This window comes from Devosia sp. Leaf420, from assembly GCF_001425445.1.
In the GTDB taxonomy this organism is placed as follows: Bacteria; Pseudomonadota; Alphaproteobacteria; order Rhizobiales; family Devosiaceae; genus Devosia.
On record NZ_LMQU01000010.1, the window covers coordinates 138,648 to 155,651 of the forward strand.

The 17,004-nt window shown below is 61.0% G+C and carries 14 protein-coding genes; 1 reads left to right on the plus strand and 13 read right to left on the minus strand.

All coding sequences use genetic code 11. From position 1 onward, the window contains the following. Positions 1–31: 31 nt before the first annotated feature. The 13 genes from ASG47_RS08060 to ASG47_RS08120 all read right to left on the minus strand — a co-directional run bounded on the left by ASG47_RS08060 (position 32) and on the right by ASG47_RS08120 (position 16,461). Complete coding sequence (locus ASG47_RS08060) at positions 32–1,321, minus strand: branched-chain amino acid ABC transporter permease (RefSeq protein ID WP_061908231.1); 1,290 nt, start codon at positions 1,319–1,321, stop codon at positions 32–34. After that, positions 1,318–2,322, minus strand: a complete 1,005-nt coding sequence (locus tag ASG47_RS08065; RefSeq protein ID WP_061908232.1) for a branched-chain amino acid ABC transporter permease — start codon at positions 2,320–2,322, stop codon at positions 1,318–1,320. Before ASG47_RS08065 ends, ASG47_RS08060 begins: the two co-directional genes overlap by 4 nt. 3 nt (positions 2,323–2,325) lie before the next feature. Continuing rightward, positions 2,326–3,030: an ABC transporter ATP-binding protein gene (locus ASG47_RS08070; RefSeq protein WP_061908233.1), complete on the minus strand. Its 705-nt coding sequence runs from the start codon at positions 3,028–3,030 to the stop codon at positions 2,326–2,328. Next, on the minus strand, positions 3,030–3,812 hold the full coding sequence (locus tag ASG47_RS08075; protein WP_061908835.1) for an ABC transporter ATP-binding protein: 783 nt from the start codon (positions 3,810–3,812) through the stop codon (positions 3,030–3,032). The genes ASG47_RS08070 and ASG47_RS08075 overlap by 1 nt, the downstream gene beginning before the upstream one ends. 156 nt (positions 3,813–3,968) lie before the next feature. Next, entirely contained in the window at positions 3,969–4,352 is a 384-nt protein-coding gene (locus ASG47_RS08080) for a methylglyoxal synthase (protein WP_061908234.1), read from the minus strand. 57 nt (positions 4,353–4,409) lie between these two features. Continuing rightward, positions 4,410–6,005, minus strand: coding sequence for a globin-coupled sensor protein (locus ASG47_RS08085; RefSeq protein ID WP_061908235.1), 1,596 nt, complete (start codon positions 6,003–6,005; stop codon positions 4,410–4,412). Positions 6,006–6,132: 127 nt separating this feature from the next. Next, positions 6,133–7,833: a methyl-accepting chemotaxis protein gene (locus tag ASG47_RS08090; protein ID WP_082511639.1), complete on the minus strand. Its 1,701-nt coding sequence runs from the start codon at positions 7,831–7,833 to the stop codon at positions 6,133–6,135. 502 nt (positions 7,834–8,335) lie between these two features. Then, a complete protein-coding gene (locus ASG47_RS08095) occupies positions 8,336–10,381 on the minus strand; it encodes a methyl-accepting chemotaxis protein (protein ID WP_061908237.1) in 2,046 nt (681 codons plus the stop codon). A gap of 146 nt (positions 10,382–10,527) precedes the next feature. Further along, a complete protein-coding gene (locus ASG47_RS21065; protein ID WP_244487061.1) occupies positions 10,528–13,035 on the minus strand; it encodes a methyl-accepting chemotaxis protein in 2,508 nt (835 codons plus the stop codon). 224 nt (positions 13,036–13,259) lie between these two features. Further along, complete coding sequence (locus ASG47_RS08105; protein ID WP_061908239.1) at positions 13,260–13,649, minus strand: response regulator; 390 nt, start codon at positions 13,647–13,649, stop codon at positions 13,260–13,262. A 106-nt stretch (positions 13,650–13,755) separates the two neighbouring features. Beyond that, on the minus strand, positions 13,756–14,802 hold the full coding sequence (locus ASG47_RS08110) for a protein-glutamate methylesterase/protein-glutamine glutaminase (RefSeq protein ID WP_061908240.1): 1,047 nt from the start codon (positions 14,800–14,802) through the stop codon (positions 13,756–13,758). Beyond that, positions 14,799–15,641: a CheR family methyltransferase gene (locus ASG47_RS08115; protein WP_061908241.1), complete on the minus strand. Its 843-nt coding sequence runs from the start codon at positions 15,639–15,641 to the stop codon at positions 14,799–14,801. The genes ASG47_RS08110 and ASG47_RS08115 overlap by 4 nt, the downstream gene beginning before the upstream one ends. A 229-nt stretch (positions 15,642–15,870) precedes the next feature. Then, the gene (locus ASG47_RS08120; protein ID WP_061908242.1) at positions 15,871–16,461 is read right to left on the minus strand and encodes a chemotaxis protein CheD; all 591 of its coding nucleotides are present in this window, start codon (positions 16,459–16,461) and stop codon (positions 15,871–15,873) included. Positions 16,462–16,624: 163 nt separating this feature from the next. Between ASG47_RS08120 and ASG47_RS08125 the strand changes: the two genes are divergently transcribed. After that, complete coding sequence (locus ASG47_RS08125) at positions 16,625–16,978, plus strand: hypothetical protein (protein ID WP_061908243.1); 354 nt, start codon at positions 16,625–16,627, stop codon at positions 16,976–16,978. The last annotated feature ends 26 nt before the right edge of the window (positions 16,979–17,004 follow it).

Here is a 17,004-nt window from a genome sequence, read left to right on the forward strand (position 1 = left end):
AAGCTTCAAGCACTCTGTCCAAATTTGGACATCACCGCTCGCGTTTGACCACTTCTGGAATGAGACCGCGGGGCGCAAAGCGCAAGGCGATGGTAATGACGAGACCCAGAACGAAGACGCGCATCTGTGCCGATCGGGCTTCGATCTCCGGAATGGCGCCCCAGCCGAATTGGGTCGACCACGTGCTGACGAAGTCGAAAACAGCCTTCGACAGCGGCTCAGAAATCACCCAGATTAGCCAGAGGAGGATCGCTCCAAACAGCGCGCCCCAGTTGTTGCCCGCGCCGCCAACGATCACCATCACCCAAATGAGGAAGGTATGGTTGATCGGCTGATAGCTCGAAGGATCGAAAATCTGGACAAAGCTGACCAGCATGGCGCCGCCAATGCCCATCAAAACCGAACCGAAGACGAAGATTTCGAGCTGCCGCGCAGTGACGTTCTTGCCCATGGAGGTTGCAGCGATGTGGTTGTCGCGGATGGCGCGCATCATGCGGCCCCACGGCCCGGCATAGGCGCGCGAGATCAACCACATGACGATCGCCAAGACGATCACGGCCAGAAGCAGATAGCCCGAGCGCGCGGCAAGGAGCGCTGTCGATCCATCCATGCCACTGGCTTGAAACGCCTGCGGCAGGGGCGTCGGCCACGGGATCGGCGACACGGTCAGCGTGCCGCGCGTCAGCCAGTCCATGTTCTTGATCAGCGCGCGGATGATTTCGGAAATACCGATGGTCGCGATCGCGAGATAATCGGTCCGCAGGCCAAGACAGATTTTTCCGACGATATAGGCAATGCCCGCAGCGAGGACGCCGCCAAAGAGCCAACCGAGAACCGGATGACCGCCAAGCCCACCGATCCAGCCGCCACCGGCGGCCGACTCGATATAGGCCGCGGCCGGATCGATCTGGCTGCGATAAAGGCAATAGCCGATGAACCATGCCAGCACCGTCAGCGCCGTCTTCCACTTTCCGGTAATGCCGATGCGATCGGATTTCCGGGCTGCCAGCACGATCAGTGCGCCCACCGCAAAGGCAAGCAGCGCCTTGCCGAGCATGGCCGGACCTTCACCGGCCCAAAAGACCGGATTGACCGGAAAGGAGATGAAGGTCACGGCCGCCCCGCCCACCATGAGAAAGCCCATGATGCCGAAGTTGAAGAGCCCGCCATAGCCCCACTGAATGTTGAGCCCCAGGGCAATCAGCGCATAGGCCGCCGCCTCGACGAGCCGTGAGGAGGTGAAGGGCAGCCCCATCACCCATCCCATAAGAAGGATGAGGACGAAAAGTCCGCCAAAAAGCGTCAGGGAACGCTGGATCATGATGAGGCTCCCTTGAAGATACCTGTCGGCCGCACAAGAAGGGTGACGACGAGGATCACGAAGGCGACGGTAAGCTTATATTCGGTGGGCACCAGGGCCAGGGTCGGCGGCAATTGCATCCAGTCCGGCAGGATCGCATTGAGCGGCCGCAAAACCATCGTCCAGTTGAAGACGGCCAGCGTCTCGGCAAAGCCGATCAACAAACCGCCGGCGATGGCGCCATAGGCCTGACCGAGCCCGCCGACGATGGCGGCGGCAAAGATCGGCAGGATGATGTTGAAGGCGAGGTCAGGCTTCAGCGTCACGTCGAGTGCCAGCATCGTGCCGGCCATGCAGCCCAGCGCCCCGGCGATGATCCAGGTGACGCGCACGACAAGCGCGGTATTGATGCCCGAAACCTGCGCGAGATCGGCATTGTCCGCCATTGCGCGCATGGCCTTGCCGAGACGCGAACGCGTGAGGAAGAAATGCAGCGCCAGCACCGACACGAAGGTAACGAGGATCATCAACACCTGCGGCTCGGTGATCACCAGCGGCCGGGTCGAACCGATGCTCGCAAGGTCAAACCGGAAGACTTCCTTGGGCTCGGTCTCGAAGAACGAATAGGAGCCCGCGCCGAAAAACAGGCGAATAAGGCCCTGGATCATCAGCGTCACGCCGATCGAGGCGATCAGTAGCGTCACGGGCTTGGCGCCACGCTTCCTCAGCGGAGCATAAAACCCCTTGTCGATACCGAGCGCCAAAATGGCCGCGAGCACCATGGCGATGGGCAGCACGACGAAGCCGGTCGGGATCGGCGTCACAATGCCCCAGGCCGCAAAAGCCGATGCGAGCAGGAAAGCGATGAAGGCCCCGCCGGTCATCAGTTCGGAATGCGCAAAATGGGCAAAGCGCAAAATGCCGAAAATCAGCGTGATGCCGATGGCCCCGAGCGCATAGATGCAGCCCAGCACGAGACCGGAGATGATCACCTGATTGGTGAAGAAAACGAGTTCGGTCACGGCTCAGCCCCCGAGGAAAGACTTGGCGACTTCCGGGTCGGCGATCAACTCCGCCCCGGTGCCGGTGAAGCGGTTCTGGCCGCTGGCGAGGACAAAGCCCTTGGACGCGAAAGCCAGCGCCTGACGGGCATTTTGCTCGACCATGAGAATGCCGACGCCTTCCTTGTTGACGCGCTGGATGGTCTCGAAAATCTCGATCACATAGCGCGGCGAAAGCCCGGCCGAAGGCTCGTCGAGCATCAGAAGGCTCGGCTTGCTCATCAGCGCGCGGCCCATGGCCACCATCTGCCGCTGCCCGCCTGAAAGCTCGCCCGCCGGCTGCCGCCGCTTTTCGCGCAGCACGGGGAACATCTCGTAAACCCATTCCATCGTGCCGGAAAAATCGTCGGGACGCGTAAAGGCGCCCATTTCGAGATTTTCCTCGACGGTCATCGAGGTAAAGACGTTCTTTTCCTGCGGCACAAAGCTCAGGCCCTTGGGCACGAGCTTGTCAGGGAGCGAATTGGCGATGTTTTCGCCGCCAAACTCGATCGTGCCGCCGGTGACTTTCAGCAGCCCGAAGATGGCCTTGAGCGTCGTCGACTTACCGGCCCCATTGGGGCCGACGATGACGCCGATATCGGTCTTCTCGATGGCCATATTGACGCCATTGAGGATCGGCGCGCCGCCATAGCCGCCGACGACGTGCTTCAGTTCAATCAAAGGCATCAAACGGCCTCCACTGGAGTGCCGAAATAGGCTTCGACGATTTGCGGATTGGCGCGGATTTCGGCCATCGGGCCTTCGGCGATCTTCTCGCCCTGTGCCATGACGATGACGGGATCGCAGAGCCGGCCGATCAGGTCCATGTCATGCTCGATGACAAAGAACGTATAGCCAAGCTCGCGATTCATCCGCTCGATGTTCGAAGCCAAATCGTTGAGGAGGCTCTTGTTGACGCCCGCCGCGACTTCGTCGAGCAGCACGACCTTGGCATCGACCATCATGGTGCGCCCAAGCTCAAGGAGCTTTTTCTGTCCGCCGGAGAGATTACCTGCCAGCTCATTGCGCACATGACCGAGCTTCAAGAAATCGATGACATCGAGCGCCTTCTTGCGCACCCCAGTCTCGCGGCTTCTAACGAGTCCCGGCCGAAACCAAGTATCGAGCAAATGCTCGCCCGGCTGGTCGCCCGGCACCATCATCAGGTTCTCGAGCGCGGTCATCTGGCTGAATTCATGCGCGATTTGGAAGGTGCGCAACATGCCGATGCGGAAAAGCTGGTATGGCTTCATACCAGTGACATCTGCACCATCGAACATGACCTGGCCGCTATCGGGCGTGATATTGCCGGCGACCATGTTGAAAAGGGTCGATTTGCCCGCGCCATTGGGGCCGATCAGCCCGGTGATCGATCCGCGCCGGACCGAAAGCGAGCAATCGTTGACGGCCAAAAGGCCGCCAAATCGTTTTGTGACGTTGCGAACGTCAATCACCAAGTCGGTGGTCACCAAGCGGCCCCGAATGTTCCTGAAATGCCATGCCTGCCCAGTTCAATCCGGGCAAATTTGCGGCATCTGTTCACAAGAGGGCCGGGCGGTCAACGCATTGCAGCCGGCGCGCGGGACAAAAAACCGCCAGCAGCGCGATTTTTCCGTGGGAACGCTTTATTCCAAATCCGTTCGGTCCGGCAGGAAGGCCAGAACCGCGTCTGCCGTCGAGCGATTATTAGCGAGCGGCACATCGTAAAGCGTCGCCAATCGCGTCAGCGCCTTGACGTCGACATCATGGGGCTGGGCCGACATGGGATCGATGAAGAAGATCAGCATATCGAGCTTGCCTTCGCAGATCATCGCGCCAAGCTGCTGATCCCCGCCGAGCGGCCCGCTTTTGAGAAGGGTAACGGTCATCCCCGTTGCCGCCATGACGCGGCTGCCGGTCGTGCCAGTGCCCCAGAGCTGATGCTGGCTGAGCTTGGCCTTGTGCCGTTCGGCCCAGGCGCAAAGATCGTCCTTTTTGTCGTCATGCGCCACAAGGCCGATATGCGCCATGGTCCGTCTCCCCGTTCGCCGTCTTCAAGCACGGCGGACGAGACGGCGCAATGCCGGTCAGAACGCCTCCCAGTCATTGGCGATGGCCGTATTGCCCGCGACACGCGGCGCCGGCCGGCGCTGCGGCGCAGACCGATACTGCGAACCACTCGAACTGTCGTCGATGCGAAACACCTCGACGATTCTGTCGAGTTCGGCCGCCTGGCCCTCGGTCTGCTCGATGGCAGCGTTGGTTTCTTCGACGAGCGCGGCATTGTGCTGGGTCATCTCGTCCATCTGCCGCACGGCAATCGTCACCTCTTCAAGCGAAGAGGACTGCGAGCGATTGGCCTGCGCGATAGTGTCGATCAGCGTCGCGCTTTCCTGCGCTCCGGCAAGTATATCAAGCAGCATTTCCGTTGCCCGCGCCACCAGTTGGGTGCCACCGCGCACTTCTGCGGCCGAGGTTTCGATCAGCTGTTTGACCTCGGACGAGGCATTGGCCGCACTTTGCGCCAGGCGCCGCACTTCGACGGCGACCACCGCAAAGCCCTTGCCCGCCTCCCCTGCCCGCGCCGCTTCCACCGAAGCGTTCAGGGCCAGGAGATTGGTCTGGAAGGCGATATCGTCGATCATGCCGATGATATTGGAAATCTTGGACGACGAGGCTTCGATGGCGCCCATTGCCGTATTGGCTTCGTTCATCACCTGGCCGCCGGTCGTCGCGCTTTCCGAAACGCTGCGCGCCTTTTCGCTGGCGGTTGCAGCGCGTTTGGCGTTTTCGACCACGGCCGAAGAGAGCTGCTCGATCGCCGCCGTCGTCTCTTCGATCGTCGCCGCCTGCCGCGTCGTGCGCTCGGCGAGATCATTGGCACCGGTCAGGATTTCGCTGGTCGCCGTCTTGAGCTGGCGCGAGGTGCCCTGCAATTGCGTGACGATCGAGGTCAACCGCTCGGCCACCGCATTGGTGTCGAGCTTGATCTGGTCAAATTCCGGATCGAGGTTCTCCGTCACGCGGCTGCGGAGATCCCCGCGCGCCACGTCTTGCAATACCGATCCGGTCGCGGCGACCGCTGCCTGAATGCTGGCCTTGGCCGCATCGTCTGCCGCCCGCGCATCGCTGTTGAGCTTTTCGAAATAGGCAGAAACGCCGATATCGATGTCGAGCATCACCGCCTTAAGGACAGCAACGAGCGAAGCGGTCATCGCCTCGACATCCTGCATCACGTCCTTTGGGTCGCGCGTCACCTTGCGCCCGAAGGCGCCCCTGGTCGGCTCCAGCGCCGCCGCCATCGTATCGCGCACGATCCCACTCACCAGCGTCTCGACGATGAGACTATAGCCCCCGATATGCCAGCGCGGCTCGAGCCCGATCTGAGCATGGCGCAGGCCGACCTTGGTGCTTGATTCGAAATAGGCCTGATCCAGCTTGCCGTCGGCGATCGAATTCCAATGTCCGGTCTGCTTGCCCTGTGCCCGGTTCATCTGCCCCTTACCGTCGAAGAATTTCGTAACGGCCGGCACAGTGGAGAGATGGGCGTAAAACCGGTCGAGCGCCTCGCCGAGATGGGTATCGATCAACGGCCGGATGCGGGCGATGCCGGCAAGGGCTTCTTTATCGAGCTTGACGAAATCAAGACGGGATTGGAGGGAATCGTTCGGATTGGTGGACATGGATCAGCCTGCGACTCGTGCATCAGAAAGTTCGATTTGAACCGCGCACAAGTTCCCAAGCTTGATCACGATCATTCACCCGAACCTTATGTCAGTTATGGTAAATTTGGAGTTGATGCGGCCCTCCTCAGGCCGCATAGGCTTCCTTGCGCGGGGCCCGGCTTTCCTGCCGGAACACATCGACGATGCCGTCGAGCTTGGCCGCCTGTTCCTCGGTTTGTTCGATGGCGGCATTGGTCTCTTCCACGAGCGCTGCATTGTGCTGGGTGATTTCGTCCATCTGCCGGATCGCCATGGCGACCTCGTCGAGCGCGCCCGATTGTTCGCTGCTGGCCTTGGCCATGGCCTCGATCAGCCCAAAGCTGTCCTCGGCCCCGCGCAAAATGTCTTCCAATTTGCGCGCCGCCTGGGCGACGAGTTGCGCCCCAGTCCGCACTTCCCCGGCACTTGCTTCGATCAGCGCCTTGACGTCCGACGACGCCTGCGCCGCGCTCTGCGCCAGGCGCCGCACTTCGACGGCGACCACCGCAAAGCCCTTGCCCGCATCCCCGGCCCGTGCTGCTTCCACCGAAGCATTGAGCGCAAGCAGATTGGTCTGGAACGCGATGTCGTCGATCAGCCCGATAATATTGGAGATCTTGCCCGACGAGGCCTCGATCGCCGTCATCGCGCCGGTCGCTTCACCCATCACGGTGCCGCCATTGGTCGCGTCCTGCGCCAAAACGCGGGCCTTCTCGCTCGCCGTTGCCGCGCGCCGCGCATTCTCGGCCACCGTCGTCGCCAACTGCTCGACCGCTGCCGAAGTTTCTTCGATGGTCGCCGCCTGCCGTGTCGTGCGCTGGGAAAGATCGTTGGCGCCGGTCAGAATCTCCGCGGTCGCGGTCTTCAACGACCGCGAGGTGCTGCGCAGATTACCGACAATGCCCTCGAGCTGGGTCAGCGATTGATTGAAGGCCTGCCGCAGCTCTTCATATTGCCCGGTAAAACTGGTCTCGATGCGCCCGCCGAGATCCCCGTTCGCCATGCGTGCAAGGCTTTCAGTAAGAAGCTTGATGATCCCCTCGGCGCGCTTGCGCTCGGTGATGTCGGTCGCAAACTTGATGACCTTCACCACCTTGCCCGCAGCGTCGAAGATCGGATTGTAGCTGGCCTGGATCCAGATTTCCTTGCCGCCCTTGCCGAAGCGCTGAAACTCGGCGGAGACATATTCCCCGGCACCCAGCCGCTGCCAGAAATTGCGATAGTCCGAAGTCGAGACGAATTTGGGGTCGCAGAACATCGAATGATGCCGGCCCTTGATGTCCTCGAGCCGATAGCCGACCGTCGACAGGAAATTCTCATTGGCATCGATGATGGTGCCATCGAGATTGAAGGCGATCACGGCCTGGACGCGCGAAATCGCCGCGATCTGTGCCTCGTGATCAGCCGCCAGCCGCATTTGCTCGGTCACGTCGGTCGCGAACTTGATCACCTTGACGGGCTTCCCCGACCGGTCGAACACCGGGTTGTAGCTCGCCTGGATCCAGATCTCGCGCCCACCCTTGGCGAGCCGGCGATAGGCCGCCGACTGATAGGTGCCGCTGCGCAGCGCCGCCCAAAAGGCCTTGTAGTCAGCGCTCGCCGCAAAAGCGGGATCGCAGAACATCGAGTGGTGCTTGCCCGCGATTTCCTCGAGCTGGTAGCCCATCGCGCTGAGGAAATTGTCGTTGGCCGTGATGATCGTACCATTAAGCGTGAATTCGATGATTGCCTGGCTGCGGGACAAAGCCGCACTTTTCGCTTCCAGGTCTCGGATAGAAGCACTCTGACCAAAACCCAGAGTTCTCATGATTAGCCCCAATTGTCCGGGGTGACAGCCGCTTTGTCCCCCTGAGGCAAAATTGCGCCCGCCTGGTTAAAAAATCCTTTCATACCAATGGAATGGTTTTCCGGATGCAGTGCTCCGCCGAGCAATGAAAACATTCCCCGCAGAAACACGTAGAAAAATCCGATAACGACAACAAAACCTCTGTAGAATTACGGAGATTGATTTGTCAGTACAGAACAATATTCGCTTTTTGCGCGCACAGCGGCGCGACAACGCATCCGAACAAGCGGCCGTTCTGAAAATGGTGCGGAGGTGATGCTGAGACGCATGCTCCACCGGAGGTCATAGCGGCCGTTGGAGGGATACCCTGTTCGATCAGGGAAATCGCTGCCAGCCGTCCAAATCTGCGTCCAAGCACAGGATGCCGCATCACGGTTAATCCGGCGTAAACAGCTATGACACTGTCATCAATAGAAAAACGGCGCCCCGGAGCACGCCGCTTTCATGGAACTATTAACCGGGATCAGAACTCGTCCCAATCCGTCGAGATCGCTGCATTGCCCTGTGTGCGGAACGCTGTCGCAGAGGCGCGCGCCGGCGCCGGACGCGCAGCGGCCAGGCTCCGAGCCGCCGGCCTGCCGTCGATCTTGAAGATATCAACGATCCGGTCGAGCTCCGTTGCCTGCGCTTCCGTTTGTTCGATCGCGGCATTGGTTTCCTCGACCAGCGCCGCATTGTGCTGGGTCATTTCATCCATTTGCCGGACTGCGGCAGTGATCTCTTCGATCGCGCCCGCCTGATCGCGGCTTTCGCGCGCAATGGCTTCGAGAGAGCTCGTATTCTCACGGATGGCGCCCAGCACCGATGTCAGCTTGCTCGCGGCCTCTTCGACCAGTTTCGATCCCGTCGCAACCTCGCTGCCGCTCTGTTCGATCAAGACTTTCACTTCCGACGATGCCTGCGCCGCGCTTTGCGCGAGGCGCCGAACTTCGACGGCCACCACCGCAAAACCCTTGCCGGCATCGCCTGCCCGCGCCGCTTCCACCGAGGCATTGAGCGCGAGGAGATTGGTCTGGAAGGCGATATCGTCGATCATGCCGATGATATTGGAGATCTTCGACGAGGATTGGGTAATCCGCTCCATCGCCTGCGTCGCGTCCTGCATCGCCGCGCCGCCATCTTCCGCCGTTCGCGTCACCTGCGCTGCATTGGCGCTAGCGTCCTTGGCCCGCGCTGCGTTTTCCAACACCGTCGTCGCCAATTGCTCCATGGCGGCCGATGTCTCTTCGATCGTCGCCGCTTGGCGCGTCGTGCGCTCGGAGAGATCATTGGCGCCGGAGAGAATTTCGCCAGTCGCTGTCTTGAGCGTCCCCGATGTGCTGCGCAATTGCCCCACGACATCGCTCAAGCGGTCGGCCACGGCATTGACGTCGGTCTTGAGCCGCGCGAAAGCGCCTTCGAAATCGCCCTCCATGCGCTGCGTCAGGTCGGTATTGGCGAGTGCCGCCAGCACCGTCCCGGTCTCGCCCACGCCCCGATCGACCGTATCGACAAGGCCATTGACCGACCGCGCCAGCGAATTGAGTTCGTCATCCGGGAATTCGGCATGCACGCGCCGCGAAAAGTCGCCTGAGATGGCGGCATCGACCACATCGCCAAAGGCGCGCTGCAGCTCCGTCATCATCTGTTGGCGCTCGGCCTGATCGGCAATGATGCGCGCGGCTTCCGCCTCGGTCATCTGGCTCACGCGCAGCCCATTTTCCCGGAACACTTCCACCGCCCGCGCCATGGCGCCGATTTCGTTGCGCCGCGCCAGATAGGGCACAACAGTCTCGAACTGCCCGTCGGCGATGGCCTCCATGGTTTCTGCAAGGCGCGGCACGGGCTTGGTCAATTGCCGCGCAACGAGAATGGTCAGCGACCCCATGACCACAAGCAAAATGCCGCCCATCATCAGCATACCCGGCACGGCGTCCTGCGCTGCCGCACCCGCCGCCGTCAGATCCGCGCCGACCCAGAATGCGCCCAGAAGGGTGTTGTCGAGCTTGAGCACAGGATAGAACCCACCCCAATAAGTCGTCCCGAGTATCTCGACCGAACCTTCATAGGGCAGGGAATGCGCCAGCGCTGCCGCCGCAGCACTATTTGGATCAAGCGCAAATTCAACTGCCCGCTCGTCACCCTCGCCCGGAAAGCTCGTGGTCTTGGCCATGAACTGCCCATTGGCCGGGTCGAGCGCAAAGATTGCGGCCTGACCGCCAGTGACGCGGGTCACCGAGTCTATGGTGCTGTTGTCGTAAAAGCGCGGGATCGAATAGGTCTGGAACGCGCCGATGGTGTTGTCGTCGCTCCAGGTGATGATCGAGCTTGCCAGCCGCTTTTCGAGAATCGTCGCGGCAGTCTTGAGGTCAGTGCGCTGCTGCATCTGCGCCTGGGTCACTGCCTGACTCTCCAGCCCCAGATAATTGCTCACGGAAAAAGCCGTGATCGTGATCAAGATACTGGTCAGCACCAGGCCCGCGATCGCGGTCGTGAGCTTGATGCTGCCGAATATTGAAAATGCCTTCATGAATCCCCCCAAGGCACCCAACAGGGCGCCACCTCAAATTTCCTCGGGCGCAATCCTAGGAAATTACGGGTTAATGCGGGGTTTCTTGTATGGTAGCGGAGAGGCAAAAGGGGCGATACCGCCCCTTTTTATTTCACATCAGGCCTTTAGAACTCGCTCCAGTCATCCGCCTTCACCGCGGCATTGCCGTGGCTGAGATAGCTCTTGGCCACCGACTTGAGCTTTTGCTGCAGGCCGCGCACGCCGTCTGCCGGCGCTTCGACCCGCGCGGGAGCCGCAGACCGTCCACCGCTCGTATTGAAAATATCGACAATACCATCGAGCTTGGTGGCCTGGGCCTCCGTCTGCTCGATCGCTGCGTTCATCTCCTCGACGAGAGCCGCATTGTGCTGGGTCATCTCGTCCATCTGCCGGACGGCCGTATTGACCTCCTCGATGGACGAAGCCTGCTCGCGGCTTTCCCGCGCAATGCCGGTCATCAGCGTATTGGACGAGCGCGCCGCCTCGAGCATGGCATGGAGCTTTGCCGCCGCATCGTCCACGAGCCGCGTCCCGCCTTTGACTTCGCTGGCGCTCTGCTCGATCAACTGCTTCACATCGGCCGAAGCGCTTGCCGCACTTTGCGCGAGGCGCCGCACTTCGACGGCAACCACCGCAAAGCCCTTGCCCGCCTCGCCCGCCCGCGCCGCTTCCACCGAAGCGTTGAGCGCAAGAAGGTTGGTCTGGAAGGCGATGTCATCGATCATGCCAATGATATTGGAGATCTTCGAGGACGACTGCGTGATCCGCGCCATGGCCTCGGTGGCTTCGGCCATCACCTGGCCGCCCACTTCCGCCGAGCGCGTCACATCGGCCGCGACAGCGCTGGCTTCCTGCGCGCGCTGCGCATTCTGCAGCACCGTTGCAGCCAATTGCTCCATCGTCGCCGAGGTTTCCTCGATCGTCGCCGCCTGCTTGGTGGTACGTTCCGAAAGGTCGTTGGCACCGGAAAGGATTTCGCCCGTCGCGGTCTTGAGCGTGGTCGAGGTCTCGCGCAATTCGCCGACCACATCGGTCAGGCGATCGGCAACCGCATTGACGTCCGACTTGAGGCGCGCAAAGGCGCCCTGATAGTCGCCCTCCATCCGGCGGCTAAGATCGGTATTGGCGAGCGCCGAAAGGACGACGCCGGTTTCGCCGACACCGCGATCGACAGTCCCGACGAGACCATTGACTGAGCGCGCCAAGGCATTGAGTTCCTCATCGGGGAATTCCGCATCCACCCGGCGCGAAAAATCGCCGGCGATGGCCGCATCCACCACCGCGCCAAACGAGCGCTGCAGATCCTGCATCATCGTCGCGCGTTCCGCCTGTCCGCGAATGATCGAAGCGGCCTCGGCTTCCGTCATTTCTGCGATCCGGACGCCATTCTGGCGGAACACTTCGACCGCCCGCGCCATGGCGCCGATTTCGTCGTGACGCTTGCCGCCTTCGACGCTGACCGAAAGATCCCCCTCGGCGAGACTTTCCATCGTATCGGTCAGGCGCGAAATCGGCCGGCTGATCGAGCGGGCAAAAAAGAAGCCCCCAACCGCCGCGATCGCAAGCAGCAACCCGCCGACAAGAAGCGTCATGTTGCGCATATCGACCACGGCCGCATAGGCTTCAGCCTCCGGCTGCACCGCAGTCACCGCCCAGGTCACCCCGGAAACCGTCACCGGCGCCGCGCGTACCACCATGGTCGCGCCGCGATAATCCGTGCTCGTGCCTTCTCCGGTTGCGCCAGAGAACGCGCCCGCCACCACATCGGAGGTCAGTGTCGTCGTCAGCACGTCCGGCTCATTGGTGCGCGGCGATTCGCTGCGCAACAAACCGTCCTGCCCCACAAGCACCACTTCGCCGGTCTGCCCAAGCCCCGAAAGGCTCGAAATCCGCGCACTCAGCGTCGCCGGCGAAATGGACAGCACCATCACGCCGGTTGCCTCGTCCTTTTCATAGACGGGCATGGCCATAAAGCTCTGCGGCGTGCCGGTCGGACCATATTGGGTGTAGTCGACAAAGGCCGCCGACCCCTCCGGCAAATCCTTTGCCGCCGCAAAGACCTGGCCAAGGCCCGACGATGCCAGCGCCGGATCGTTCACGACGTTACCGGCAAAATCAGTGTTCTTGGCGACCGAATAAACGACGTCACCCACTGGGCTGATCAGCAGGACGTCGGAATAAGCACGCTCGACCTTGAGCGTGCGAAAACCGGGGTGGAAGCGCTTGTGCGGCGCGTCATAGGTCGCGCCCTTGCCATTGGCGCTATCGAGCGCGGCGCGGTCCTCCTGGTTGGGATTGTCCGTGATATAGGCGGCCTGAAGCTGCAGCGCGGCCCGTTCCTTGAGCCCCATGCGCAATTCATCGAGCGCGCGCGTCAGGTTCTTGGTCGCGGTCACCGTGTCCGAGCGCTGCACGAAAAGCTGCAGATCGACCTGCGCGCTCGAGAAATATTCGCTGACTTGGCTCGCGGCCGTCGAGAGCGCAGCCTCCATCGACTGGTCGCGCTGCTCGCGTACGGTACCGAGCCCGATATTGTAGCTGGCAAGCCCGACGCCTGCGCTTACCAAAAGGGCCGAACCCACCAGAGCCAATGGCAACTTCTGCGCGATTCGCAGGTGTGGCAAGAATTTCACGATTTCCCCCCGATCCCGAATGGTCCCAACCATTCGGCCAGCCGTTCTCCGGACAGCGCTGCTGCGCCGCCCGGGCCGGACCAAATTAGATGGCTGCAATCGTTACATATCTAGGTTTAACCACTTATTACGCTTGGGCTTATCGCAGGTTTATGCCGCCAAAATGCAAGACGCCCGCAGAGGGCTCTGCGGGCGTCTCGATCAAATCTATTGGCAGAACTGACTTAGGTCAGCGCGCCGATCACCGCTTCGATACGTTTCTTCATGGTCGAAACGTCGAACGGCTTGATGATGTAGTTGTTCACCCCCGCCGAAATGGCTTCCTTGACCTGCTCGGCGTCCGAACGGCCCGTTGCCATGATGAACGGCATGGCCTGGGTCTTTGGATGCTTGCGGATCACCTTGAGCAGGGTAAGCCCATCGATATCGTCCATGTTCCAGTCGGAAATGATCAGATCGATATTGGTGGTTTCGAGCTTGCCAAGGGCATCACGGCCGGATTTGGCCTCGGTGATTTCCTTGAAGCCGAGCTGATTGAGAATGTATTTGCAGATACCACGCATGGACTGCTGGTCATCAACGATCAAAACGCTGACAGCACTTGCTTTGGGCATGGACCTTCTAACCTCTTATGCGCCGGGCATGGTGTCCCGGTATTTCTCAGCATCCTAGGCAACAAGCGTTACAATTCTCTCAACCCGAGGGTTAAGCTTGTCGCGCTTACGCTGCCGAACGCAGGCGAACCAACGCATTGGCCAGCTTTGCGGCAATTTGTTCGACCGCAGCCTGCTCCACTACCGCGCCTTCCTCGAAAGCAACGCGCGGCATGCCGTAAACCAGGGCCGAAGACTGGCTCTGACCCACCGTATAGGCGCCGGCATCGCGCATCAGCTTGAGCCCGCGCGCACCGTCCCGGCCCATGCCGGTCAGGATCGCGCCGACCGCCATCGAGCCGACGGATTTGGCGACCGATTCGAACAGCACATCGACACTTGGCCGGTGCCCGCTCGTCAGCTCATCCTGGCTGAGGCGGCACTTGAGCTGGCCCGAACTGCGCTCGACGCGCAGATGATAGTCGCCCTTGGCCACATAAGCATGGCCGCGCTCGAGCACCATGCGGTCCTCGGCTTCGACAACCTTGATGGCGCATAGCTCGTCGAGGCGCGCCGCAAACCGGCCGGTAAAGCCCGGCGGCATGTGCTGGGCGATAACGATCGGCGGGCAATCCTTGGGAATATTGGTCAGAACGGCGCGGATGGCTTCGACGCCACCAGTCGATGCGCCGATCGCGATCAGCGCGCCATCGGGCGCTGCTGCGGTCTTGACCCCGATATTGGGCATTTCGCCGCGCGCAGCGACGCCGCGCACATTGGTCTTGGCCGCGTCGCGGATCTTATCGCGAAGGCCGGCGCCAAAAGCTTCGAGGCCTCCAGACAGATCGGTATTGGGCTTGGCGACGAAATCGACCGCGCCAAGTTCAAGCGCCAGCAGCGTTTCGCTCGCGCCCTTCTTGGTCAGCGTCGAGACCATGACGACCGGCATGGGCCGCAGCCGCATGATCTTTTCGAGGAAAGCCAGCCCGTTCATATTGGGCATTTCGATATCGAGCGTCAGCACATCGGGGTTGAGCTGCTTGATCTTCTCGCGCGCTTCGATGGGGTCCGTCGCCGTCCCGACCACCTGGATGTCGCCCTCACGCATCAGCATGCGTGTCAGGACTTCGCGGATGAGGGCCGAGTCGTCGACGACCAGAACCTTGATTGTCATGCTGCTTCTCGCTTCGCCTGCGCGCGGGACTGGTAGATGGTCTTGCCGACGAGACGGAACCCTTCGCCGCCAGACCCGAGATTTTCCGAGTGCCCGATGTAAAGGAAGGCCTCGGGCGCCAGGAGTTTGCCGAACCGGCCGAACACCATGCCCTGGGTCGGCTTGTCGAAATAGATTGCCACATTGCGGCAGAAGATCGCGTCGAACGGGCCCTTCATCGGCCATTCGGTAATGAGGTTCAGTTGCTTGAACGAGACCAGTTCACGCACCGCCTGCGGCACTTCCACCGTGCCGTCATTGCGGCGCTGGAACGGCCGCGAGCGCTCGGCGCTGAGCCCGGACAATTCATTGTCGGGATAGATCCCGCGTGCCGCCTTTGCGATCACTGCAGTGTCGATATCGGTCGCGAGAATCTTGAAATCCCAGCGCTTCAATTCGGGGAAAGCGCCAAGCAGGTCCATGCCGATCGTATAGGGCTCCTGCCCCGTCGAGCAGCCGGCTGACCAGATGCGCAGTTTTTGGCCGCGTGGCTTACGGCTCATCAGCGCCTGGACATGGGTCCGCAGGTGCTCGAAATGATGATCTTCGCGGTAAAAGCGCGTCAGATTGGTTGTGAGAGCATTGACGAAATCCTGCCCCTCGACGCCTGACGCACCCTTTTCGAGGTGGTCGACATAAGCGTCGAAACTATTGAGCCCGAGAGCGCGCACGATCTTTGACAGGCGGGAAACGACGAGGGTCCGCTTGGCATCGCTCAGCGAAATGCCGGCGACCTTATAGACGCGATCCTTGATCCGCGAAAACTCGCGCTCGCTGAGGGAAATCTCTCCCTGATCCATGAAACATTCCCCGACTCGACGCGCTCGAAACAACCAAGGTGCCCAGGCTGCCGACGCGGATCATCCTGCTGGTCCCGCGCTTGGCGAGCAGAACCGATATTGGGGGTGTCATTCCTTAGATTGGGTAAATTCGCCTCGTGCCAGACGCCAATATTTGTCGATTGTGAACAAGGACAAAGAAAGCGCGTCAAATGCCGGCTGGCCCAAAAGCCAGCCAAGCAAAACGGACTTAGAACAATTCGATATCGTCGACCGGCGGCGCCACGACGACACGGCGTTTCGCGAGCGCGATTTCTTCGCGCGCCACATTGGCGCCGACATCGCTGTCGAGCCGCTTGACGAAGGCGCGCCCCGAATGGGGCTTGAACAGCACGCGACGGGCAAAATTACCGCCCAGATCCTCGCTCGAAGCCATATAGCCTTCGTCCGAAAGAAACTGCCGGACGAACTCGATGTTCTTGGCCCCAACATCGTCGAGCGCGGAATTGATCTTCCCGCCACCAAAAACCTTGATCTCGAGATTGCCCTTCTTGCCCGAGCCGACCGAGAGCACCTTGTTGATCAACTGCTCCATGGCAAAGGCGCCATAGCGCGCAGAAGCGCCATAGCGATCCTTGGCCGAGCCGGACTGTTCGGCGAGGAGAAAGTGGTTCATGCCCCCCACATTGGCGACGCGATCCCGCACGCAGGCGGAAATGCACGAGCCGAGCACGGTCGAAAAAGTGACGTCCTGGGCGGAGGAGACGTGGCAGTCACCCTGGTGGACCGTCGTTACAACGCCTCTGTCGAATTCGGGAGGCAGGGAACTGTTCTGGCCCATAGTCGAAGGTCTACCCGTGTCGTCTAATTGGTCGGACAATAGCGATAACTCGTTAGCCAATTGCTAACCACGCTGAGCGCGCAACCCTCCTATGACTTGCGTCGGCAAGAACCGGTTTAGAAATACCGAGTTAGGTTGAACGTATCTATCGCGGGGTAAGTGTATGTCGCTGCAGAAATTGGCACGGGAGCTGGACGAAACGGCGCGTCAGTCGACCTCGCTGCTCGAAGGCATCACCGCGGCCCTCGAAGTGCTCTCCGATACGCCCTTGAGCCGTGACTCGTCCGTGCGCCAGGCCATGCAGATGATCATCACGGCGCTCCAGGGCCAAGACCGCATCGAACAGCGCTGCCGCAACATGGCGCTCGCCACCCGCCAGTTCTCGCTCCTCCCCCCAACCGCCCCCGAAAGCGTCTACGACGAAATCTGGCAGAGTCTTACATTGGACGAACTCCGCGTCCCTTCCCTTTCGGGTATCGCCGCCAACCAAAACCACGGCGACATCGAGCTGTTTTAGGCTGGATGGGGCAGGTATATGACCCC